Source organism: Mucilaginibacter sp., assembly GCF_036568825.1.
GTDB lineage: Bacteria > Bacteroidota > Bacteroidia > Sphingobacteriales > Sphingobacteriaceae > Mucilaginibacter.
Genome location: NZ_DATCRU010000082.1, coordinates 14,349 through 37,650, shown reverse-complemented (window position 1 = coordinate 37,650; position 23,302 = coordinate 14,349). Strand labels below are relative to the sequence as shown.

Sequence of the window (23,302 nt, the reverse complement as noted above, 5' to 3'; positions counted from 1 at the left end):
CCATGGGTGTTAGTGATTGGTTAATCCGTGACCGGTGATCAGCTGAATTATGGTAAAGGTAATAATTGTAAGGATTATCAAACCCAGTCACTGATAACCGATAACCGGTTAACTGATCTCTAATCTTTAATCCCCGGTCTTTTCTTAACCGGCGAGACCGATTTAACAATAGTAAGACCTTTTACCGGATTTTTTACAGGCTTCATTCTTGACAATGAATTTTGATAAGCTTCCTCCAACAGTTGCTTCATATACCATTCCTGGAAATCCTCTTTATCCTTTACTTTAATATAACGGTACTGACTACCATCGCCCAAAAGCATATTGCCCGGGTCATCGATATCCACTCCCCGGTTAAAGCCAAAATTCACGTGATCAGCAAAAATGGCAATGCTGCAAAATACGTCGCCAGCCTTATCTGTAGGCGACCAGCCAAAAGCGACTGCATTGTAGTTATCGTAGATCAGTTCGTTGGTATCAGGATACAGGTCCCAAACAAACTCACGCAGCCACAAAGCCGCAGCCTTTATTTTATCGGGATAAGGTAAAAGGAATTTCACCAGGTCATTAACTTCTTCTTTGGGCATGATTTTAGTGATAATATGTTTTTAAATTTAGGGACTTAATTCGCACAAAACCAATTATCATTATCCATGCCTGTTAAAATAAAAAGAATATATGAGTCGTACTCCAAGGATGACGGCTACCGTATCCTGATCGACCGCCTTTGGCCGCGTGGAATAAAGAAGGAAAACTCACACATCGATAAATGGCTCAAAGAAATTGCGCCATCAACTGAATTGCGTAAAGAGTTTAATCACATGGTGGACAAATGGGAGAAATTCAAAATCGCTTATCATAGCGAATTGAAAAAATCACCTGCTGTTGATGAGCTTTTAGATGATATAAAAAAACACGAAACAGTCACCCTGCTATATGCGGCCAAGGATGAAGAGCATAATCACGCGCTTGTTTTGCAGGATTTTATCAAGAAAGCAAGTTAAAAATGAGCCGACAACGGGATTCGAACCTGCGACCTACGCGTTACGAGTGCGTTGCTCTACCAGCTGAGCTATGTCGGCTTAATTGTGATAGTTCAAAGATATATTACTACGTGTAAACAACAAATTTTGATTCAATTCTGTCAATTAACCCGGTCCAGAGATTTACGCAGATTAGCCCCCTGGGCTTTGAATTGGGAAGGTGTGAGCCCGGTAACCTTTTTAAATTGTGCCGATAAATGCGCTACACTGCTGTATCCTAATTTATACGATATCTCATTCAGGTTCATTTCTTTATAGGCCAGCAGTTCTTTTACTTTTTCTATCTTTTGCAGAATTACAAACTGTTCGATAGTAATGCCCTCTGTTTCTGAGAACAGCTTGCTTAATTGCGAATATTCTTTATTAAGCTCCTTGGAAAGGATCTTCGAAAAAGTAAATTTCTCATCCTCCTGGTAATGTATATGATCAACAATGATTGATTTTATTTTCACGATCTGCTGACTTCGGTTATCGTCCAGCAGTTCAAAACCCAACTGTTTCAATTGCGATTTGAATTGTTCGAGCTCAGCCGGTGCAAGCGGGTTCTGCAAAATAACCTCACCTAAGCTGACATGTAACGGCCCGGCACCAATATCGGTCAGGGATTGCTCTACCGCCCTGATGCAGCGCTGGCATACCATATTTTTTATAAAATACTTCAAAGTTTATTAGGTTAATGGATATGAATATAAAGGGAAAAAATTATTGCTGCAAAAAGAGAAATGGCTACCCAATTGCGGGCAGCCATTTACTTCAAGACTATCAATGCTTATTATTTGCAATTTTTGCAAGTGCAGTTGTCACCGCAGTTGCAATTCTGGCAAGTACAATTTGGGTTGCTGCATTTTTGTGCATCTTTCTGAACTGTTTCAGTCAATTTGAATTCTGTTTTCATGATCTTTCTTTTTTTAATTATTTAACATTACAAAAGTAGCCCGGCACCGGCAGCCGGATGTTACATTACTTTGGGAAAGATTTACAGAATTTTGTGTTAATTTAAGAGCATAACGATCCGGATTCCTTCAATTTATATTTTTGATATATGAAAGTAAGTCTTAGCGATGCTATCAATCAGTTGAGTTCAACCAACGGGCAATTATTTACTAAGGTGATGGAGCATGGCACCATGTCAGTCGAAATATACCGACCGATAAAAAATGATCCTCAAACTCCTCACAAGCAGGATGAATTATATGTAGTTATCAGCGGTAATGGTGTATTTTTAAATGGTGAAGAGCGCACCACTTTCAAGCAGGGCGATGTGCTTTTTGTAAAGGCGGGAGTAAAGCATCGTTTTGAAAATTTTACAGATGACTTTATGACCTGGGTGATCTTTTTTGAGTCCTAAGTCTTGAGTTCCGAGTCATAAGTCAAAACACCATTGGGGACTTTCGACTCATGACTTCAGACTTAAGTTAAATTTCTGTCTTTAAACCAAACCTCATCAGGAACAACATTGAAATTTTCCATCAGGCTAACCAGTTCTATCGGATCGCCAGAGGTAAGTACCAGCTTGCGATTAGTGGGTTTCAGGAATTTTTGTTCGACCATAACATCCATTTGTTTGAGCAGGTTGTCGTAAAAGCCGTTCACATTCAATACACCTATAGGTTTGTTGTGCAGACCAAGCTGCAACCAGGTTAATACCTCAAAAAACTCTTCCAGTGTACCAAAACCTCCGGGAAGCATGATAATACCATCGCACAGGTCATTCATCAATTGCTTGCGCTGGTGCATGGTATCTACGATGTGTAGTTCGGTCAAGCCGGTATGACCAACTTCTTTATCCATCAGAAACTGAGGGATCACTCCTACCGTCTTCCCACCGCGACTGATCATTTCATCAGCCAGCAGCCCCATCATCCCTACTTTTCCGCCACCAAAAATCAGGCTGATATTCCGGTTGAACATTACTTCGATCAATTGTTCGGCAGATTCCCGTAGAACAGGATCACCGTTGAAGTTTGCGCCACAGAATATACAGATGGAGGTCATGTTTAATGAGTGAATGAGTGAGTTAGTGAATGAGTGATTGATTTAGTCCGAAAGTCGGAAAAGTCCGATAAGTCCGAAAGATGGAGTTATTAATTTTCCAACAATTCTAACTTAATCAACCTAATCCAACTTAATCAACCAATCAACCTTTACTAGTATAATTCGGTGCTTCCTTCGTAATCGTGATATCGTGCGGATGGCTTTCGCGCATGCCGGCAGCGGTGATACGTACGAACTTGGCTTCCTGTAATTGTTCAATGTTGGCGGCACCGCAATAGTGCATACCGGCACGTAAACCGCCGATATATTGATATATTACTTCTGATAGTGTGCCTTTGTATGGAACACGGCCCACGATACCTTCGGGAACCAGTTTAGTTACCACGTCGGTTTCGTCCTGGAAATAACGGTCCTTTGAACCTTTGTCCATGGCTTCAACCGAACCCATACCACGGTAAGATTTAAATTTACGGCCTTCGTAGATGATGGTTTCGCCTGGTGATTCCTCAACTCCTGCGAACAATGAGCCTGCCATAATAGAGCTAGCACCTGCGGCAATTGCCTTTACAATATCTCCAGTTTGTTTGATTCCACCATCGGCTATAACCGGAATGCCACGACCTTTTAATGCAGTGGCACATTCGTAAACCGCGAATAACTGAGGAACACCTACACCGGCTACAATACGTGTGGTACAGATAGAACCCGGACCAATACCAACTTTAACTGCATCAGCACCTGCATTGGCAAGAGCAATAGCAGCATCAGCAGTAGCGATATTTCCTCCGATAACCTGAAGATCAGGAAACAGAGATTTTACGGCCTTCACCATATCGATAACGCCTTTTGAATGACCGTGAGCGGTATCAACTACAACCACATCCACACCTGCTTGTACCAGTGCTTTTACCCGGTCTATATTATCAGCAGCTACACCAACAGCAGCGCCTACTCTGAGACGACCGAACTCATCCTTACAAGCGCTTGGATAATTTTTAAATTTCTGGATATCTTTAAAAGTGATCAACCCGCAAAGGAGACCGTTCTGATCAACTACCGGTAGTTTTTCGATCTTATGATTTTGCAGTATTTCTTCGGCTTGAAATAGCGTGGTGCCTTGAGGGGCAGTGATCAGGTTGGTGCTGGTCATTACCTCGCTAACCGGACGGTCCATTTCTTTCTGGAAACGAAGGTCGCGGTTGGTTATGATCCCTTTCAGTTTGCGATCACCGTTGATTACCGGGATACCGCCAATGCGGTATTCGCGCATGATCTTTACGGCATCGGCCACGGTTGAATCCTCGTGTAAAGTTACGGGATCTTGTATCATACCGCTTTCAGAACGTTTTACTTTGCGTACTTCATCGGCCTGTGCCTGGATCGACATATTTTTGTGAAGGATGCCCATTCCACCCGCTTGTGCTATCGCAATAGCCAAAGCAGATTCAGTTACGGTATCCATTGCCGCTGACAGCACAGGAATATTCAACCTGATCTTTTTGGTAAGCCATGAACCGGTTTCTACGTCGCGCGGTAAAACTTCTGAATAAGCCGGGAGTAGTAATACGTCGTCGTAAGTTAAGCCTTCGGCGACAAATTTGGAGGGATCTAACTGCATAGCAAATAACTTTTTGGATTTATTATTTGCCGGGCAAAGATAGCAATAGATTTGCGGATGTGCAAATGTGCGAATGTGCAGATTTAAAAAACAATCATTTGATTGCTTTAAGTTGACACTTTCTTAATGTGCAGATGAGTAGTGTGCAGATATGCCGATGCGGGGATGTGCAGATGATAATTATTGCAGAAATAAAAATGTTTTCATCTGCACATTTGCAAATCCACACATCTGCACATCAATCAATACTTTCCTACAATAACCTTGTAAAAGTTATCAGTATCCAGGTATTTTTTGGCCATTTGCATCACATTTACAGAGTCAATAGATTTAATGATCTCCGTGTACCTGTCGTAATAGTCGTAATCCATTCCGAAGAAATAAATGTTTTTGAACTTATCGGCATGTGAGAATATATTTTCGAGGCTGCCCAAAAGTGACCCGAGCATATAATTTCTTACCAGAGACAATTCACTTTCAGGTATCAATACGGTTTTGAGGATATTGATCTCTTTCTCGATCTCATTAACTGCTGCTTTGCAAACATCGGCGCCGACTTCGGTTGCAATAAAAAATGCGCCGCCTTTACTTAATGAACTTGAACCAGAACCAATGCCATAGGTGTAGCCTTTATCCTCGCGGATATTGGCCATTAACCTTGAACCAAAATATCCACCCAAAACAGTGTTCATCACCTGCAAGGCAGGAAAATCAGGATGGGTACGATTGATCGACGGCAAACCCATGCGGATGGCTGATTGTAATGCATCCGGTTTCTCAACAAAATAGAAATGATCTGTGGCAGGTTTTAAATCAAGCTGGGAAGTATCTGCTTTGACGGAATAATTCGACCAATCTTTGCCGAAAGATTCTTTTAACTGATCAATTGTTGATTGTTCAATTTTGCCAGATACCAGGATGGTGCAGTTTGATGGCTGGTACATTTGTTTAAAATGCTCCAGCATATCCTCGCGGTGAAGGGTTTTATAATCCTCCATGTCGGCACCCAGGCCATAAATGGTATCGCCATAAATTGCCTTGTTGAATTTACGGCGAGCAACCACATCATTCTTTTGAAGGCTTACCTGCAATTTCTGCTGTTGATTGCGGATAAAAGTCGCCAGTTCTTTTTCAGGGAAAACAGAATCGGTAATAATATCTTTCAGCACCGGCAAAGTTGCCGCCAGGTGACGGGTTAATGTATAGAGTACAACCTGCGAATGATCATAGCCATAATCAACCTGCAAAAAAGCACCGTAAAAATCGATCTTATCTGCTATCTGTGCCGCCGATAGCTTAGATGTACCTTCAGTCAGCATGGTATTTACAGCGACATTAAGCAGCGGTTTTGCAGGATTAAAACGCAGGTTGCCGAATATCCACTCGATACGCACCAGGTCCTGATCGCCTGAATTGAAGCAGAATATTTTACAGCCATTGTCGAGGTCGATCTGTTCAGGCCTGATGAGTTCTATTTGTCCTACTGCTTTAAATTCAGGTGCGGTTTTCCTTTCTAATTTCATTAGTCAAAAGTTGTAATGGTTACAGAAGTTGTAGTTGTTATAGAGGTTGTAATTATAGTAGAAGTTGTTTGGGTTCAAAAGCTTTCAACCACTACAACCCTTTCAACATTTACAACCCCTACAACTTTTACTAACTAAGCAGCCAGGTAAATCAATGTTGAAGAATTTTCCTTCCGGAAAATTTCCTTAGCCTGTTTTTGTATTTGTTCGGCTGTCACAGCCAGGTATTTATCGGTTTCGTGGTTCAGTTTATCAGCATCGCCAAAAAGCTCAAACTGGGCAAGGTTCATGGCCTTATCCAGCAGGGACATCTCAGAAAATACCATGGTCGATTCTGTTTTGTTTTTCACCTTGGTCAATTCATCCGCCGGAACCAATTGATTTTTTATGATCTCCAATTCTTCCCAAATTGCAGCCTCTGCAGTTTCGATGCTCACATTTTCCAAAGGTTTGCCTTCTACTACAAACATTCCTTTATCAAAGCTGCCCATGTTATAGGCATGTATCTCGCTGAACAGCTGCTTGTCTTTTACCAGTGTTTTATACAGGCGTGACGAATTACCACGTGATAATATATCCGATATCAGGTCGGCTTCATAATAGCCTTCATCCAAACGGCCCGGCATGTGGAATGCTATATATACATCATTCAATGGCACTTTGCCTGCGACGGTCAGTCGGCGTTCTTCCTTTTGCTCAGGCTCCTGTGGCAGGTTACGTTGATATTTTTCTCCGGCAGGTATCGGGCTGAACCATTTTTCGGCTAATTTCTTGGCCTGTTCGGTTGTCACATTTCCGCCAACTACCATAATGGCATTTTGTGGATTATAGTGTTTTGCGAAGAACGCCTTCACATCTTCCATCTGTGCATCTTCTATATGCTTGATCTCCTTACCGATTGTGGCCCACTGGTACGGGTGCTTTTTGTAAACCAACGGACGCAGTTTCAGCCATACGTCGCCATAAGGCTGGTTCAGATAGCGTTGTTTAAACTCTTCAATCACTACGTTGCGCTGCACTTCAAGACTTTTCTTACTGAATGCCAGGCTCAGCATGCGATCGCTTTCCAGCCAGAAAGCGGTTTCTATATTGGCGGAAGGCAGGGTGATGTAATAGTTGGTGATATCGTTGGTAGTGAATGCGTTGTTTTCGCCACCTACTCGCTGTAAGGGTTCATCATACACCGGGATATTGACAGATCCGCCAAACATCAGGTGCTCAAACAAATGTGCAAAGCCTGTTTTGTCAGGGTCTTCGTCTCGCGCGCCAACATCATACAGGATATTGAGCACGGCCATGGGTGTGGTATGATCCTCGTGAACAATTACACGAAGTCCGTTATCCAAAGTAAAACGGTTGAATTTAACCATCTAAAAATTTATAAAAGGTGGACTGCAAATGTAGAATTTTTAGCCGAAGTAGCTATAAAAGAGCATGTCAGTATAAAATAAAAAATATTTTTTTAATTAAAAAATCTTGGAGAAGATATAAACTAGTAGTATATTTACATTGCCTTTCCACATACGTTTATCACAATTGTTAATAACTTTTAAACAGCTGAGAACAGGTAAGTAGTAAAGAAAATCCTAGCCGCAATGACGCAGTCGCAATTAATTCAGCATATGTCAACTCCCGGAAAGGGAACCACGGTAGCCAAACTGGGGCGCCAGATAAGGAAAGAAAACTTTTCTTTAACGGAATTAGTTGACATGACTTTTCATGAGGATAAGGAAATCGCCTTAAAATCATCCAGTTTGCTAGAATATGTGTTGTTCAAGTTTCCTGAAAATTATTACGAGGATATCCAATATTTCATCGACCGTATTTTTGACGTACAAAGTTCCAGCAGTAAAAAACCGTATGCAAAAATATTGATGCATATTACCTCACCCGAAGTTCCGAGAGATGTTCGCGAAAAGATGAAAGAGATAGAAATGGAAAGTGTGGTAGAGCTATGCTTTGAATGGATGATCGACCCTAAAATGCTGGTTAGTGTTCGTGCATACTCCGCTGAGGCGTTATTCAACCTGCGTCACCGTTATCCATGGATCGCCGAAGAACTTTCAAAACAGCTGGAATTCATGACCCGCACTGCTACTCCCAACCTGCTGGCTAAGTGCAATTATATCCTGAGCTATCTGCATCCCGAAGATTAATTTTTATCTTAATCAGGTTTAAAGATGCTTACATCTGACGAACTGATAAAAGAAATTAGCGCCACCATGACCAAAACCAAGGTGGTCAAACTCAGCGCGATCATCAAAAAGCAGCAGTTCTCTTTAAAAGACCTTATCGACATCACTTTTCATCCCGATAAAAATATTGCGTTCAGGGCAGCCTGGATACTTGAGAACCTGTTCCTACAAAAGCCAGAAAGCTATATTGAAAACCTGGATTATCTGATTTCAAGAGTAAAGGATGTGGATAATCCAAGCTGCAAAAGGCATTACGCTAAAATACTGATGCATATCACCTCGCCAAAAGCACCGGCAAGTATAAAACAAAAATTAGCTGATACCGATCTTGAACCCGTTGTTGAACAATTATTTGACTGGTTGATCGATCCCAAAGTATTGATCGCTGTTAAGGTCTTTGCCGCCGATGCATTATTCAATATCCGCAACCGCTATCCATGGATCGCTGAAGAACTTGCTAACCAGATCCGTTTCCTGATGCGTGACGGAACCGCTGCGATTCAATCGAGAGGAAGGAAGATACTTTCGCGAATAAGTAGCAGTGGCAGCTGCAGTTGGCAGGAGTCCTAGTGGTTACAGTGCCAATCCAAATTCATCAGACTGCCACTTCCAACTGCTACTGCAACTAATCCGAAGTTGGTTGATCCTCCCGATGCAAATGCGTGCTTACCTGGTAATGATGTAGTTTGGCTTGAATTGCCGACTCGCTGTTATCAGCATAAGTGCCGAAAGCATTTACTAATACGCCTTTCAGATTATAATTGGGTGATCTGATAGCGTAGACTATCGACATATCTGACGGGTTGCTCTCTCCCTCGAACCGGTAAAACTCATCTATTTCAAAATCATCAGCGCCCATATGGATGTCTTTACCTTTATCATCCAGTGTATCGCCTTCAAGACTTAAATTGGCTGTATATCCTCTTTTATTCAGATCGTTAGTGGCATCCACTAAAGTTTCATAGTTTCTCATGGTATTTATATTAGGTGATAATGAGTAAACCTTAAAACTATTGTTGTTGTTTGCCGGAAATGTTGTTGCTTTGAGCTATATTTATTATCAGATCGGTTAAACTACCCCGGGAAGGCAGCGTCTATAAACAAGAAAAGCCAGACCTCGCGCCCGGCAGTTCAAATTAATTTAACTACTTTGTTAATTATACGTTAAGCGCAGAATAAAAGTTGGTAATAATAATGTTACACTGCTCAAATCGCATAAGTACAGACCTTTGAATAAAATTTTAATGAAGTTGAGCCCAATCCAATCACTTATTTTTAATTGAAAACTATGAAAAGAATTACCCCTGTTCTATTACTCCTATTTCTACTAATCAATGTGAGCTATGCTCAAAACCAGGTCAGAGACGTATTTCCAAACGCAAGCATTTCGGTGATTGACTACCAAAGCGGACAGCAAGTTCCGGTAGCAACCGATGATGCCATATTATTTAAGGATGCCTTTATCACCCTGGTTATCAATACCCAAACGGCCCGCATGCACAATACGCGCATGATACCTGGCCGTAAAACTGTCAGGGTAACACAGGCTGATCCGCAGGCTAATGGCAATGCCTTTCAGCTTGATATGGAGACCACCTCTTTTGGACGAAGCCAGATCGTTTACTCATTTCTATATAATGTAGATCAGAATACCTTGTATTATTATAACCCGCAAACTCGTAACTGGGTACCCGAAGTTGTGCAAGGCAATAATGTCATCAACATGAATAACTGTTTGGCTTATGGCAAGTTTAACCAGGCTAATGGCCAGCCGGAAGAAAATGTGCAGGGCGACAACCAGGGCGATGATGGCTCTGAGTATGACACCGCTGTAGATACGGACGTAACAGCCGAAACCGCTCCCCCGCCGCTGCCTGAATACGAGCAGCCTGAGTGCCCTACTGATGGTTATTTATGGCAACCGGGATACTGGGCATTTAGTCCGGTGAGAGGCGGTTACTATTGGGTACCTGGTGTGTGGGTAGCTCCGCCAACCGTTGGCTATCTGTGGACCCCTCCTTATTGGGGCTTTGTAGGCGGCCGTTATATATTCCATGTAGGCTATTGGGGACCACATATTGGTTTCTATGGCGGTATTAATTATGGCTTTGGTTATGTGGGTGTTGGTTTTGTTGGCGGCGAATGGCACGAGGGGCATTTCAGATACAATACTGCAGTGGTGCGGGTAAATACTGTTGTGGTGCATAACACCTATGTAAACAGAACCGTGATCAATAATACTACTGTGGTAAACAACCGGGTTAGCTTTAACGGTCAGGGTGGAGTTACTGCAAGACCAAGTCAGGCGGAACTTTCCGCTGCCAACGATCATCATGTAAGAGCTACTGCTGAGCAAAACAGGAACCAGCAATTAGCCAGGAGCAATAATGCGCAATTTGCATCGAACAATCATGGCGGTGCACCATCAAATCTAGCTACTCAACGCCCACCGGACAGAAGTGCATTTAACAATATGCCAAGAAGCTCTGGTCAAAGAAATAATGTAAATAATAATCAGGGGAACAATGGGCAGAGACCGAATAACCCGAACCAACGAAACGGAGGCTTCGGTAACCAGGGACAACGTCCTAATGGACAAACACCTGCCAATGGAAACAACCCGAACACCCAGGGTAATCAGGGTCAACGACCTAACGGACAAAATCCTGCAAACAGCAACACACCTAACGTTCAGGGCAACCCGGGATCAAGACCAACCGGGCAAACACCTGCGAACGGCAATAACCCAAATACACAGCAAGGCAACCGTAATCAACGGCAAAATAACAATGGTCGCCAGCAAAGAGGACAACGTAATAATAATCGTCAGCCTAAACAGCAGCACGAAGAAAAAGAAAAGAAAAATTAAGATACAAACTGCATAGAAGGCTTCCCTGAATATCAGGGAAGCTTTTTTGTTTAATGGGCATTTGGTTAGCTTTGGAATCATATTACCATATAGAATGACCACTGCAACTATAAATAAGGATTCGCTTGATTTTTTAAAAGATCTGGCTCAAAATAACAACCGCGAATGGTTCAATAATAATAAGGAACGTTATACAGAAGCGCATAACAATATTATTGCTTTTGCCGATGCTTTGATTGGCGAATTGAATAAGCATGACAGGATCGAGACGCCTTCGGGAAGGAAAGCCATGTTCAGGATATATAAAGATGTTCGGTTTTCTAAGGACAAAACACCTTACAATAAACACTGGAGTTGTGCATTCAGGCGGGCAACCAAAAAACTTCGCGGTGGTTATTATTTACGGATTGAACCCGGTGACTCACGAATAGTCGGAGGATTTTTCGGTCCTGTGCCTGATGATATGAAAAGGATAAGACAGGACATCGATATTAATTACGAGGATTGGAGAAAAGTATTGGCCAATCCAATTCTGAAAGAAACTTTCGGCAACATAAGAGGTGAAAAGGTAGTATCTGCACCGCGAGGCTATGCCAAGGATCACCCGGCTATCGATCTGTTGCGGCATAAACAGTTTATGTTCAGGCTTGAATTTACGGATGAGGAAGTGCTTAGCCCTGATTTTTTATTTATAGCGAATAATGCTTTTAAAAACTTGCGACCATTTTTGGATTATATGAGCGAGGTGTTGACGACGGACGCGAACGGATTGTCAATTATTTAGCTTTAATCAAGATGCCAGAAATTTTTCCCATGTGTTTGATCCATATTTATGATCGGGACATAAATTAACGCCCGAACGGAACAAGTCATACCTCGGGCTCTCAATCGCTTCAGCTTTTACGTAAAGTTTTTGGCCGGAAATATCTACCCAGGTTTTTATCATTTCTTCTATGGTTAATACTTCCGGCCCTCCCATATCTGGCAACAGGCCCGATGGCCTTTCTTCAGTAAGTTCAGCCAATCGGAATGCCACTTCATTTACATCAATAGATTGAAACTTCATTCCGGCAGGGACTAAGATATTTCCATTATTTATTTCAAATGAACAGATCATATTCAAAACCAGGTCGTGAAACTGGGTGGCGCGTAGCGTCGTAAATGGTATTCCGCTTTCTGATACCAGATTTTCCACTGCGGTCTTCACTTTGTAGTATGGATAATCTGTTTTATCAACGCCCACTATGCAAACATTAATAAAATGGCGCATTGGGGCCTTATCAAGTGCTATAAGCAAATTGCCCGTACCGGCAATATCTGTGTTTTGGGCGTCTTTCGGATTACTGGCGCAATGAATGATGATATTCGCATCGCTTAAATTCTGCAAGCCTTCTCCTGTTACCAGATTGCCTTTGATAACTTTTACTTTATCGGGCACAGCCGGGTTATCCCGTGAACTTAAAACGTAAACCTCAAGGTTTCTTGCAAGAAGTTGGTTAACTACTTGTCTGCCTAATGTCCCTGTTCCGCCTGTTACTACTATTTTTTGCATAGTTAAGATCAGGCTGCAATTAAATAAATAACTTGAAAAAACTTGAACAGAAAATGAATTGGTCTCCACAATTAAAATCCGGAAATTTATTAGCGATTTTAACTATCAAACTATGAAAAACTTATTCCTTGCTATCTTACTTCTCAGCGCACTAAACTGTTTTGCTCAAACTGCCGATGAATTACAAAAGAAGTATACTGTTTTTAACAGGACGATAAGTCCAGGAACAGAGCCTGGAAGCATTCATCTTAACGATGCGGAAGGTGAAGGCCATGCCTGGCTCAATCATACAAAATTCACCAATGGCACCATCGAGGTTGATATTAAAGGAAAAGATAAGCTGCAAGCAAGTTTTGTCGGGATTGCTTTTCATGGGGTGAATGACTCTACATTTGAAGCCATTTATTTCCGTCCGTTTAATTTTCGCTCTGCTGATCCGATAAGAAAAACACATGCAGTACAATACATTGCCCCGCCTAAATTTGGATGGGAAAAGCTTCGGAACGAGTTCCCCCTTAAGTATGAACAGCCTATTTCCCCTGCACCTGATCCCAATCAATGGTTTCATGCGCGGATAACAGTTGATGGCAAGAATGTAAAAGTATATGTGAATGGAAATACTACACCATCACTAGTAGTTGAGCCGCTTGTTCATACCAATGGCACAATGATCGGACTCTGGACAGATACTGATGGCGACTGGAAGAATTTGAAGATTACGAAAGAGAAGTAATTCTGACAAGACAAATTGATCTGTTTTACTTGTATCTTTATTTCTGTAATGAACTATATTTTCACAGATAAGTTAAAAAACAACCGCTCAAAATGGCTCTTCATAGTTATTTTGTTAGTAAGCTTTTTTACGTTTTCGGGAATAGTTCTTAAGCCACAGGTCGCGTTTAATGTTCAGCGGACCACTTTAATCGCAAATCCACAAAAAGGCTTCGTAAAAAGCATCAGCTATAAGCGGGCAGCACTGGGAGTTTATAATTGCTGTTCTACGCGTCCGTTTTTTACTAAATCGACTTTTGATATAAGCCGGATGCACAACAGACAAGTTTGTACTTGTATTAATAGACTGGAGATATCTTATAAGTGTAGACCCCAAACAGCCCTTTTCTTTCCGGCGAAAATTTTCCCTCAAAATGTAGGTGATTACCCTTCCACATCTTTAGGATAATTATCCACCACTTCTCTTTCTTAACCGTTGCGACGGTATAATTAATCTGATCACATGCTGTGGTGCGTATTGCATGTGTTTGCAACACGCTCTTACATTAAAAACATATAAATGAAATACCTTAAAAGGATGTTAAGGGTATGCGCTTTGATCCTGTTTATGTTACTGGCAGCAAGCGGCATCGACATATTTGGGATAGCGCCAACATTGACAAAGGACAGGAAATTATTTGCTGATATTGAAGCTGTATCCGAAGTTTCTGAAAGTGATGATACTGATTCATCAAGCCAGGACTCTTTAACAAACATTAACGACTTAAGGTCGTAATAAAAACTTTTGAGCCGCTTGTTTATACTAATGGAACTTTAATCGACAAACTTTCTCAACAGAAGAATGCGCAATACAAGCAATTGTTGATAAAAAAATTAGTAAAAATTGCTAATTTTTTTAGGTTTTAAATTAGATTTGTATATAATAAAGTCATATCTCATGAAAACGAAGAAAGTCAAGATTTTATTAATAATGTTGTCATTTCAATTGTGCAATGAATTAGCAAGGGCACAATCAATTTCTATCCCAGAACTCCTTGTTAATGCCACGACGAGAATAGAATGCTATGGCGATACAACGATTAATGGACAAAGACTGCAATTTACCTCTGTAGGAACCGGATTTTTCTTTGCATTTACTTTTGAAAAAGATACTATCACTTGCATTGTAACAAACTTTCATGTTATTAAAAACTCAAAAAAAGGTATTCTAAGATTTACAGAAGGTGGCAATAGTCCAAATTACGGGCATATTGTGACAAAAAACATTGACTCGTTCTCGACCTTATGGATAAAACATCCAACACAGGATTTGGCAATCATGCCTATTTCTAAGATTGAGAAGGAAATGATTCAAAGTGGAAAGAGCCCATTTATAGTATACTTCAACGAAAGTAATCTTCCCAATCAAAGTCTTTTAGATGATCTGACTGCGATTGAAGATGTTTTAATGATAGGGTACCCGGTTGGCTTTTGGGATAAGATAAATAATTTACCTGTCGTCCGTAAAGGTTTAACAGCAACCCCAACTTATCTAAATTATGATGGTAAACCAGAATTTTTGTTAGATATACCAATATATCCTGGCTCCAGTGGGTCACCTATTATTCTATATAATCAAGGTTCATATAGTTCAAGGAAAGGTGGGTTAACTGTTGGTAGTAGATTATCCCTTTTAGGAATAAACGTCGAGTCTGTTAATACTCCGATTACAGGAGAAGTAAATGTCAGCAATGCTCATGTTACAACGACAACAAACATTCCAATTAATATCGCAATAGTTATAAAATCAAGTGAGCTATTAGCATTCAAGCCTATGCTCAGAAATTTCATTTATAAAAAATAGCTTAAACGAAAATAGAGCCAAACTCTAAATAACATTTGGACAAGAAAACATGAAAAAGATTATATTATTGACCCTATTGTTTTTGCCAAGCATTTCTTTCTCGCAAGTATCCACGGATTCTCTTTATTATTATTCTTATTTAATTTTCAAAACAGACAGACCATTTAGGAGAGATGATTTTAAGCCTGGTTTTCAAACTCATTTGAGTTGGGGAACATGTTTTTTTATTAGGGTAAAAGAAAGATTATTTCTAATCACTGCCTCACATGTCGTCAATAATGAAAAAGAATCTAGTACCGACATTTTTAGTGGTATTCCTAATATTCATGAGCCACAACTAAATCAACCATTTCTGCCATCACCCCAATCTGGCTTGTCACCCTTACAATGGGCTCAACCGAATCAGCCTGATTTGCAAATACCTCATTCTGGTCAGCAACCTTTACAATGGGCTCAACTTAATCCTTCGGATTTACAACTGCCTCAATCAGGCCTGCCTCCTTTACAATTGGCCCAACCGAACCAGGTTGATGCTCAAGTGCCTCAAAACACTCAACCATCTTTACAATGGGCCCAACTTAATAACCCGGTCTTACAACAGCCACAATCAGGCCTAACTCCTTTACAATTAACCCTACCGAATCAGCCTGATTTACAAGTACCTCAATCCGGTCAGCCATCATTACCATGGGCTCAACTTAGTCAACCAGATTTGCAACAGCTGCTATTCAGCCATCCCGTTTTACAATTAGGTCAACCTTCTCAACCTGGTTTGCAAACACTTGATCTTTTTTCTCAAGAACCTAAGTTAACAGATATAGAAGTAAGATATTATGATGACTCCACTAAAAGATACGATTTTTTTGTTATAGACTATAAACCTAAAGATATTATACAAACCAAAAATTCTTTTTTAAGACATCCTGATATTGAAATTATAGAAATCAAAGACTTACCTAAACATGCCGTCATATATTCTATAGAGGATTTTGTATTCGCACATCGCAAAAAACCAACAAAGGTGGAAGGTGTGGTTTTTTGGGGATTCCCACAGGATGAATTAAACAAATTTCAATTTTTATATAATACTCCAGAAAACAATTCCCTTTTGAATGAATCAAATCTTTATACAGGAAAAATAGCCCGGAATTATAATCTCAATTATATCTACAACAATGTGGATTCTTTGAATTTGGTTCTGAACCCCAAAACCGCAAAAGGAGCCTCCGGTTCTCCAGTGTTTTTTATTAATTCTCAAGAAGAAAAGAAGAAAAAAGTTGAATGGTTTGAATTTGCTGGTTTAGAGTTTGCCATTGATGAATATAATAATTTGTCTTTTGTGGTAAAGGCTAGCGAAATTTTAAAGCTGTTAAACGAAAAAATTAATCAATAACATATTTTTGCAATCATTAAAACAGACTGGATTTCTATATATACAGAAAGCCACCTTTCGGTGGCTTTCTGTATATATAGCTAAAATTAATTAATAGACTTATTATTCTGCGTGTTCCGGTTCATGGGTGTTCAGGAACACGAACTGGTTGTCGAACATATCCAGTTTTATTTTGCTGTCCTTGTCTATTTTACCGCTTAGTATTTGTTTAGACAATTCGTTCAGTATCTTCTTCTGAATCACACGTTTCAGTGGTCTTGCACCAAACTGTGGGTCGTAGCCTAACTGTGCCAGCCAATCTAAGGCTTCTTCCGAAGCTTCGATGGTTACACCCATTTCGGCCAGCGAATCCTGAACATGCCTAAATTGCAGTTTCACAATTTCGCCTATCTCATCGCGGCTAAGCGGAGTGAACATGATGATCTCATCTATACGGTTCAAAAACTCCGGACGGATAGTTTGCCTCAACAATTCGAACAACTGGTTCTTGGTTTTAACAATCACAGCTTCTTTATCGCTTTCATCATAATCCTGGAAGTTTTCCTGGATCAGGTTCGAACCGATGTTCGAGGTCATGATGATAATGGTATTCTTAAAATTTACCACGCGGCCTTTATTGTCAGTCAAACGGCCATCATCCAGCACCTGCAATAAAATATTGAATACATCCGGATGAGCTTTTTCGATCTCGTCTAACAATATCACACTGTATGGTTTACGACGAACGGCTTCAGTCAACTGACCGCCTTCATCATATCCCACATAGCCCGGAGGCGCACCGATCAAACGGGACACTGCATGGCGTTCCTGGTATTCTGACATATCGATACGCACCAGCGCATTTTCATCATTGAACAGATATTCAGCCAAAGCTTTTGCCAGCTCGGTTTTACCAACACCGGTTGTACCCAGGAATATAAACGAACCGATAGGCTTCTTTTTATCCTGCAAACCGGCGCGACTGCGGCGAATAGCATCGCTGATCGCTTCAATCGCTTCCTCCTGCCCTGCCACACGTTTGTGAAGCTCATCCTCCAAATGAAGCAGCTTTTCGCGTTCACTTTGTATCATTTTTGAAACCGGGATGCCTGTCCAGCGCGAAACTACACCTGCAATATCCTCGGCAGTAACTTCTTCTTTCAGCATGCGGTGTTCTTTCTGGTTTTCCAGTAAAGTAGCTTTCAGTTTTTCTACCTCGTCCTGGGCCTCTTTGATACGACCGTAGCGCAATTCGGCTACTTTGCCATAATCACCGGCACGTTCGGCCTGGTCAGCTTCCAGTTTAAAGTTTTCAATCTGTTCAACCTTGTGGTTGATATTGTCTACCACATCCTTTTCGCTCTTCCATTGCGCACGAAGTGAATCTCGTTTTGATGAAAGATTGGCTATTTCTTCGCTTAGTTCTTCTACTCGTTTTTCATCTTTTTCCCGCTTGATCGCCTCACGCTCAATTTCGAGCTGCATGATCTTACGGTCAAGCTCGTCTACCTCTTCGGGTACGGAATCCATTTCCAAACGCAGTTTAGAAGCGGCCTCATCCATTAAGTCGATAGCTTTATCCGGCAAAAATCTGTCGGAAATATAACGTTGTGACATTTCGACAGCTGCTATAATGGCTTCGTCACGGATGTGCACTTTATGGTGTGTTTCGTAGCGTTCCTTCAAACCACGCAGGATGGAAATAGCATCTTGTGTATCCGGCTCATCCACTAATACCATCTGGAAACGACGTTCCAGCGCCTTGTCTTTTTCAAAGTATTTCTGGTATTCGTTCAGCGTAGTAGCACCAATTGCTCTTAATTCGCCACGGGCTAAGGCTGGTTTCAGAATGTTTGCAGCATCCATGGCCCCTTCGCCACCGCCTGCACCAACCAGGGTGTGGATCTCGTCAATAAAAAGGACGATCTCACCGTCAGCCTGTGTTACTTCTTTAATAACCGCTTTCAAACGTTCCTCAAACTCACCTTTGTATTTGGCGCCTGCTATCAGCGCGCCCATATCCAGCGAATAAACGGTTTTAGTCTTCAGGTTTTCAGGCACATCACCTTTGATAATTCTGAAAGCAATACCCTCGGCAATGGCTGTTTTACCAACGCCGGGTTCCCCTACCAGGATCGGGTTATTTTTTGTACGGCGTGATAATATTTGTATTACCCGCCTGATCTCTTCATCACGGCCAATAACCGGGTCGAGCTTGCCTGATTCGGCATACTCGTTCAGGTTGCGGGCATATTTGTTCAATGCGTTATAGGTAGCTTCGGCGTTTTGGTCGGTTACCTTAGTATCACCACGCAATTCAATAATGGCTTTTTTAAGGTCCTTTTCATTCACGCCCATATCCTTCAGCGCAGTGCTGGTTTTACCGCCTGCAGCCAGGATACCTAATAATATATGTTCGACAGATACAAACTCGTCCTTAAATTCCTTCAGGTACGATTGTGCCTTCTGCAAAGCCGAGTTAGTCTCTGATGATAAATAAATATTGCTGCCGCTTACCTTTGGGTACGATGCAATCTGTTCGTCCAGGTTGTCATTCAACCGGTTGAGGTTCACGTTCAGTTTTTTTAATAAGTAGGAGATCACATTCTCATCAACCAATAACAGGCCTTTCAGCAAATGAGCATTCTCAATTGCCTGTTGCTGGTTACCAGTTGCAATCTCAGAAGCCTTCTGCACGGCTTCCTGTGCTTTTATAGTGAAGTTGTTAAAATTCATGCCAATTGATTATTGTATGTACACTATATCATCAAAAAAATTGCCATTTTTATGAAAATGAAAAAATGTCACGAGGAAATTAGTTTTGAAAGACATTTTGTCTACTTTTATACCCATAACCGAAACATTATCAGGCAGTAAAACCCTATTACTGCTTGTGTATATTCCTAATTTTTTTATCTTTGATATACTATAATTTAATGTATTGAGTAACCAAAACAATAATAAAGTCCGGGGTAAAACCAGGATTTCGTACCGCGACTATTATACACTTAAGAACCTTGGAGCTGTAAGGACAGGCAGTATCATCTTCCTGATCCTAAATGTCGTATTGCGTTTACTCTATGCTATATTTCCCGAAAGCCTTACCCGGGCGCAAAATTATCCCGAATTCAATTTTACCAACTGGCTGTATATCGCCATTACGCCCATCTTTCTCGGCTGCAGTTATCTGCTCGTTTACCTCTACAAGAAACAAAAGAAGGCCAACTTTGTGATGACCATTTTTGTTTTTTTGTTTGCCTTGTACATCATCCTCTGCGGCATGTTCTCGAGCTTTATCGCTACTTCTGACCCGCGCAACTCGATGACAATTTACCTTACTGCATTAAGTATCATCAGCGTGGTACTGGTATTTGAGTGGGATGAAGCGCTGGTACTGGTTTTTATTACAGAGGGCTTATTCACGGCCTTACTTTATAACACCCAGAACGAGGGTATGGAGATGATCTATAACCAGCTGATATCGGTCATCATGCTGTTCTGCTTTTATTTTATATCGAGGTATTTCTATTCCTATAAATCGAGTTATTTTTTGCAGCTGGTAGATATCAGGGAGAAAAATATCGCCATTGAAAAAGCCGGTGCATTTAAAAATGAAATACTCGGTATGGTGGCACATGACCTTCGTAACCCGATAGGCGCCATTGAAACACTGACATTGATGATGGAGATGGAGGAAATAGATGGTGAAACCCGCGAAAACCTGGAGATGATCAAATCATCTTGCGTGAAAGCGCGCGGTATTATTGCCGACCTGCTGGATGCGGCCAATAACGAGAACATCAACATTATTGAAACACAGCGTACTGAAATGAATTACTTTTTGAAGAACATTATTAATGAATGGAAAATTCAGAAAGAAGCTAAAAACAATATTGTACTTATAAGCTCCAAAAACCAGGTTTTTGTACAAATAAATGGCGAAAAATTTCAGCGGGTGATGGACAACCTGATCACGAATGCTTTGAAATTCTCCAAGAATAACAACAAAATCGAAATCTACCTGAGTGCCAAAAATGGCAGCGCGGTTATAGAAGTAAGAGATTATGGCCTGGGTATCCCCGAAGACCTGCTGCCACATATTTTTGAACGCTTCTCAAAAGCGCGCCGCCCCGGTCTGCGGGGTGAGCAATCTACCGGATTAGGATTGAGCATTTCTAAACAGATCATTGAGAACCATCAGGGTAGTATCGATGTGACCAGCGAGGAGAAGAAGGGCTCGACGTTTATTATTAAACTTCCTACTGTCGACTAAGACGATTATCATAAATTTATTTTTTGAAACGTTTGATGTATATTTGGTAAGTAGTCTTATAAATATGAATTCCATATTAATAAATGTCAATAAACAAATGGATGGTTATACTTTTAGTATAACTCCAAGTATCCGTGAATTTATCAGAAAGCTTTTCCCCGGAGCTCATCCGGCCAATAATATATTTGTTGCTTATGATACCAAAAGCAACTTTGAACTTTACTATGGAAAACTTGAAAGCTATATCTCACCTGCACTTTTAGGAATAGATGACCCCAACGATTTAAAGAAGATAGAAGAAATTCAGTTTATAGACTCACAAACAGGGAATATTCTTCACAAAGTAAATCCGTGACTAAAAAATTCAACTCATACCTTGGCAAAGCAGGTCATTTAGCTGTGATGTCTGAATTTTTAATGCGTGGTTGGAATGTGGCAATACCTGAAGTTGATATTGGTGACGATATTTTTGTTGTGCAGGATGATAATAGCACCTTAAGAAAGGTACAGGTTAAGACTTCAATGGCGAAGTCTACGAAAAAAGGATTTAGTGCTCAATTTAGTTTATCACTCAAAAACCTTAAAAACATTTCGAATATACCAGTGCATTATTTATTCATCGTCCGAGATGTATCCACATGGACAAAGTCGATAATTATTAGACAAGATTATTTACTCGATCACTTTCAAAATAATAATGTTGGTTCAAAGCATAATGACAATCTTACACTATATTTTTCATATTCAAACAACAATGTAAATTGTTCTGGTCAAGATTTTACTGATTATATTTGTGACTACACCGATTTCCAATTATCGAGCATTAAGCCCGAAAAAAAATTATTCAGTGTCATAAAATCGCTTATCAAAATTCACCAAAAACAGTTCCCTTGATGCCCGTGTGCAGGCCGTATAAAACCAGCGCAGGAAATCCATATTAATCATTTCTTCGGTCAGGTAACCCTGGTCTACAAACACGGCTTCCCATTGTCCGCCCTGAGCTTTATGACAGGTGACGGCATAGGCAAATTTTATCTGGAGGGCGTTGTAGTATGGGTTCAATTTCAATTCATCCAGTTTGCCTTTACGGCTGGCGATATGCTCGTAATCCTTCATTACCTCCAAAAAGAATTTCTTCTGATCGGTTGGCGGCAAAGCCGGAGCTTCGGAATAAAGCGTGTCCAGCAATACCTTGCATTCCACTATCGGGTCTTCGGCATAATCTATAAACTCCAGTTGAACATCGGCAAACCGGAAGCCATACATTTCTTCAAAGCGGCGCACTTTTTTAATCCGGGCGATATCTCCGTTGGCGATAAAACCGGTACTCCCCTCCTCCTGATCCTGCAGCCAGAAGTAATTGTTCCGCACCACCATCATCTGATCACCTCCGGTCAATTCTTCTTCGCGCAATAAAATACGCCCGCGAATTTGACGGTTATATAGGTTCGCATTTTTATTGGACCGGCAAACGATCAGCGTGCCATCATAACCATATTTATTATAAGCATAGTTGAGGCCTTCTTCTAACCTTTCGCCCGTCATACGGTAAACGTCCTTAAAGCCTTTGGTGACAACTTTGGGAGTAACGACTTTTCCCTTTCGAATAATATCCCGTAGAGAGGTTGCATTTAGCAAAATACCCGAATCCTTTTGCTGGCGAAGCACATCTGTCAATTCAAAGCTGAACATCTCCAGAGCAAACTCAGCTTTCATCAGTTTCACATCAAGCGCAGGACTGTTATCGGCACCAACAGGCGGCAACTGTGCAGTATCGCCTACAAGCATTAGCTTACAGTTTTTGGTGTTATACACATAGCTTACCAAATCGTGAAGCAGGGTTTCGCGGGTATTGCCGGCTAATGCATCAGAGATCATCGATGCTTCGTCAACAATAAACAGCGTATCCGAAGCCAGGTTATCTGCCAACCGAAAAGCATCATCAATATTCATGGCCGATTTGCGGCGATAAATCCGCTTGTGAATAGTAAACGCTTTTCGCCCTGAATAATTGGTGATCACCTTTGCAGCACGACCTGTAGGCGCCAGCAATGCGGATTTATAGTTGTAGTATTTAAGTGCTTTTACTAATGCCCCGACAACTGTCGTCTTACCCGTACCGGCGTAGCCTCTCAGTATAAAACACTCATCGCCATTGTCGCTGATCAAAAATTCATGCAGTTTATCAAACAGTTCCAACTGCTGGGCAGTAGGTTCATGCGGGAAAGCTTTAATAATTTGTTCTGTTGCAGGCACGAACAAAAATGCGGAATATTATTTACGATTT

At 41.0% G+C, this 23,302-nt stretch carries 23 protein-coding genes and 1 tRNA gene; 13 read left to right on the top strand and 11 right to left on the bottom strand.

What is annotated here, in order from left to right; genetic code table 11:
- Nucleotides 1–119 precede the first annotated feature (119 nt).
- Nucleotides 120–587, bottom strand: a complete 468-nt coding sequence (locus tag VIM89_RS18400) for a hypothetical protein (protein WP_488157645.1) — start codon at nt 585–587, stop codon at nt 120–122.
- A 66-nt stretch (nt 588–653) separates the two neighbouring features.
- Here VIM89_RS18400 and VIM89_RS18395 point away from each other — a divergent pair, with 66 nt between their 5' ends.
- Nucleotides 654–1,004 carry a DUF488 domain-containing protein gene (locus VIM89_RS18395; protein WP_488157644.1) on the top strand — a complete coding sequence of 117 codons (351 nt, stop codon included), beginning with the start codon at nt 654–656 and terminating at the stop codon, nt 1,002–1,004.
- A gap of 5 nt (nt 1,005–1,009) precedes the next feature.
- Here VIM89_RS18395 and VIM89_RS18390 read toward each other — a convergent pair.
- Together VIM89_RS18390 and VIM89_RS18385 are read right to left on the bottom strand one after the other, a co-directional pair.
- Nucleotides 1,010–1,082: transfer RNA gene (locus tag VIM89_RS18390), tRNA-Thr, on the bottom strand.
- A gap of 62 nt (nt 1,083–1,144) precedes the next feature.
- Nucleotides 1,145–1,705 (bottom strand): helix-turn-helix domain-containing protein, encoded by a 561-nt coding sequence (locus VIM89_RS18385; RefSeq protein WP_488157643.1) that lies wholly within the window; start codon nt 1,703–1,705, stop codon nt 1,145–1,147.
- Nucleotides 1,706–2,085: 380 nt separating this feature from the next.
- Here VIM89_RS18385 and VIM89_RS18380 point away from each other — a divergent pair, with 380 nt between their 5' ends.
- Nucleotides 2,086–2,391: a cupin domain-containing protein gene (locus VIM89_RS18380; RefSeq protein ID WP_488157642.1), complete on the top strand. Its 306-nt coding sequence runs from the start codon at nt 2,086–2,088 to the stop codon at nt 2,389–2,391.
- Nucleotides 2,392–2,453: 62 nt separating this feature from the next.
- Here the strand turns inward: VIM89_RS18380 and VIM89_RS18375 are convergent, their stop codons facing one another.
- From VIM89_RS18375 to VIM89_RS18360, 4 genes are all read right to left on the bottom strand, one after another.
- Nucleotides 2,454–3,038, bottom strand: a complete 585-nt coding sequence (locus tag VIM89_RS18375) for an LOG family protein (protein ID WP_488157641.1) — start codon at nt 3,036–3,038, stop codon at nt 2,454–2,456.
- 142 nt (nt 3,039–3,180) lie between these two features.
- Complete coding sequence (gene guaB, locus VIM89_RS18370; protein WP_488157640.1) at nt 3,181–4,656, bottom strand: IMP dehydrogenase; 1,476 nt, start codon at nt 4,654–4,656, stop codon at nt 3,181–3,183.
- Between the two features lie 242 nt (nt 4,657–4,898).
- Nucleotides 4,899–6,179, bottom strand: coding sequence for a M16 family metallopeptidase (locus VIM89_RS18365; RefSeq protein ID WP_488157639.1), 1,281 nt, complete (start codon nt 6,177–6,179; stop codon nt 4,899–4,901).
- Nucleotides 6,180–6,313: 134 nt separating this feature from the next.
- On the bottom strand, nt 6,314–7,549 hold the full coding sequence (locus VIM89_RS18360) for a M16 family metallopeptidase (protein ID WP_488157638.1): 1,236 nt from the start codon (nt 7,547–7,549) through the stop codon (nt 6,314–6,316).
- Nucleotides 7,550–7,774: 225 nt separating this feature from the next.
- Here VIM89_RS18360 and VIM89_RS18355 point away from each other — a divergent pair, with 225 nt between their 5' ends.
- Together VIM89_RS18355 and VIM89_RS18350 are read left to right on the top strand one after the other, a co-directional pair.
- Nucleotides 7,775–8,335 (top strand): hypothetical protein, encoded by a 561-nt coding sequence (locus VIM89_RS18355; RefSeq protein WP_488157637.1) that lies wholly within the window; start codon nt 7,775–7,777, stop codon nt 8,333–8,335.
- A gap of 24 nt (nt 8,336–8,359) precedes the next feature.
- A complete protein-coding gene (locus VIM89_RS18350) occupies nt 8,360–8,944 on the top strand; it encodes a hypothetical protein (RefSeq protein WP_488157636.1) in 585 nt (194 codons plus the stop codon).
- A gap of 55 nt (nt 8,945–8,999) precedes the next feature.
- Here VIM89_RS18350 and VIM89_RS18345 read toward each other — a convergent pair whose 3' ends face one another.
- Nucleotides 9,000–9,347 carry a phosphoribosylpyrophosphate synthetase gene (locus VIM89_RS18345; RefSeq protein ID WP_488157635.1) on the bottom strand — a complete coding sequence of 116 codons (348 nt, stop codon included), beginning with the start codon at nt 9,345–9,347 and terminating at the stop codon, nt 9,000–9,002.
- Between the two features lie 315 nt (nt 9,348–9,662).
- On the opposite strand from VIM89_RS18345, the gene VIM89_RS18340 reads away from it, so the two are divergent.
- The gene (locus VIM89_RS18340; protein WP_488157634.1) at nt 9,663–11,243 is read left to right on the top strand and encodes a YXWGXW repeat-containing protein; all 1,581 of its coding nucleotides are present in this window, start codon (nt 9,663–9,665) and stop codon (nt 11,241–11,243) included.
- 94 nt (nt 11,244–11,337) lie between these two features.
- Entirely contained in the window at nt 11,338–12,027 is a 690-nt protein-coding gene (locus tag VIM89_RS18335; protein WP_488157633.1) for a DUF2461 domain-containing protein, read from the top strand.
- Nucleotides 12,028–12,033: 6 nt separating this feature from the next.
- Here the strand turns inward: VIM89_RS18335 and VIM89_RS18330 are convergent, their stop codons facing one another.
- Nucleotides 12,034–12,795 (bottom strand): SDR family oxidoreductase, encoded by a 762-nt coding sequence (locus VIM89_RS18330; RefSeq protein ID WP_488157632.1) that lies wholly within the window; start codon nt 12,793–12,795, stop codon nt 12,034–12,036.
- Nucleotides 12,796–12,907: 112 nt separating this feature from the next.
- On the opposite strand from VIM89_RS18330, the gene VIM89_RS18325 reads away from it, so the two are divergent.
- The 4 genes from VIM89_RS18325 (at nt 12,908) to VIM89_RS18310 (ending at nt 16,763) form a co-directional block, all read left to right on the top strand.
- Nucleotides 12,908–13,528 (top strand): 3-keto-alpha-glucoside-1,2-lyase-like domain-containing protein, encoded by a 621-nt coding sequence (locus tag VIM89_RS18325; protein WP_488157631.1) that lies wholly within the window; start codon nt 12,908–12,910, stop codon nt 13,526–13,528.
- A 558-nt stretch (nt 13,529–14,086) separates the two neighbouring features.
- Complete coding sequence (locus VIM89_RS18320) at nt 14,087–14,302, top strand: hypothetical protein (RefSeq protein ID WP_488157630.1); 216 nt, start codon at nt 14,087–14,089, stop codon at nt 14,300–14,302.
- 162 nt (nt 14,303–14,464) lie between these two features.
- Nucleotides 14,465–15,370, top strand: a complete 906-nt coding sequence (locus VIM89_RS18315; protein ID WP_488157629.1) for a S1 family peptidase — start codon at nt 14,465–14,467, stop codon at nt 15,368–15,370.
- A 49-nt stretch (nt 15,371–15,419) separates the two neighbouring features.
- The gene (locus VIM89_RS18310; RefSeq protein WP_488157628.1) at nt 15,420–16,763 is read left to right on the top strand and encodes a hypothetical protein; all 1,344 of its coding nucleotides are present in this window, start codon (nt 15,420–15,422) and stop codon (nt 16,761–16,763) included.
- Nucleotides 16,764–16,865: 102 nt separating this feature from the next.
- Here the strand turns inward: VIM89_RS18310 and clpB are convergent, their stop codons facing one another.
- A complete protein-coding gene (gene clpB, locus VIM89_RS18305) occupies nt 16,866–19,478 on the bottom strand; it encodes an ATP-dependent chaperone ClpB (protein ID WP_488157627.1) in 2,613 nt (870 codons plus the stop codon).
- Nucleotides 19,479–19,683: 205 nt separating this feature from the next.
- On the opposite strand from clpB, the gene VIM89_RS18300 reads away from it, so the two are divergent.
- From VIM89_RS18300 to VIM89_RS18290, 3 genes are all read left to right on the top strand, one after another.
- Nucleotides 19,684–21,015, top strand: a complete 1,332-nt coding sequence (locus VIM89_RS18300; RefSeq protein ID WP_488157626.1) for a sensor histidine kinase — start codon at nt 19,684–19,686, stop codon at nt 21,013–21,015.
- Between the two features lie 64 nt (nt 21,016–21,079).
- Nucleotides 21,080–21,370, top strand: coding sequence for a hypothetical protein (locus VIM89_RS18295; RefSeq protein WP_488157625.1), 291 nt, complete (start codon nt 21,080–21,082; stop codon nt 21,368–21,370).
- Nucleotides 21,367–21,909 (top strand): hypothetical protein, encoded by a 543-nt coding sequence (locus tag VIM89_RS18290; protein WP_488157624.1) that lies wholly within the window; start codon nt 21,367–21,369, stop codon nt 21,907–21,909. Before VIM89_RS18295 ends, VIM89_RS18290 begins: the two co-directional genes overlap by 4 nt.
- Here VIM89_RS18290 and VIM89_RS18285 read toward each other — a convergent pair.
- Nucleotides 21,856–23,271, bottom strand: a complete 1,416-nt coding sequence (locus tag VIM89_RS18285) for an ATP-dependent DNA helicase (protein ID WP_488157623.1) — start codon at nt 23,269–23,271, stop codon at nt 21,856–21,858. The genes VIM89_RS18290 and VIM89_RS18285 overlap by 54 nt on opposite strands.
- Between the last annotated feature and the right edge of the window lie 31 nt (nt 23,272–23,302).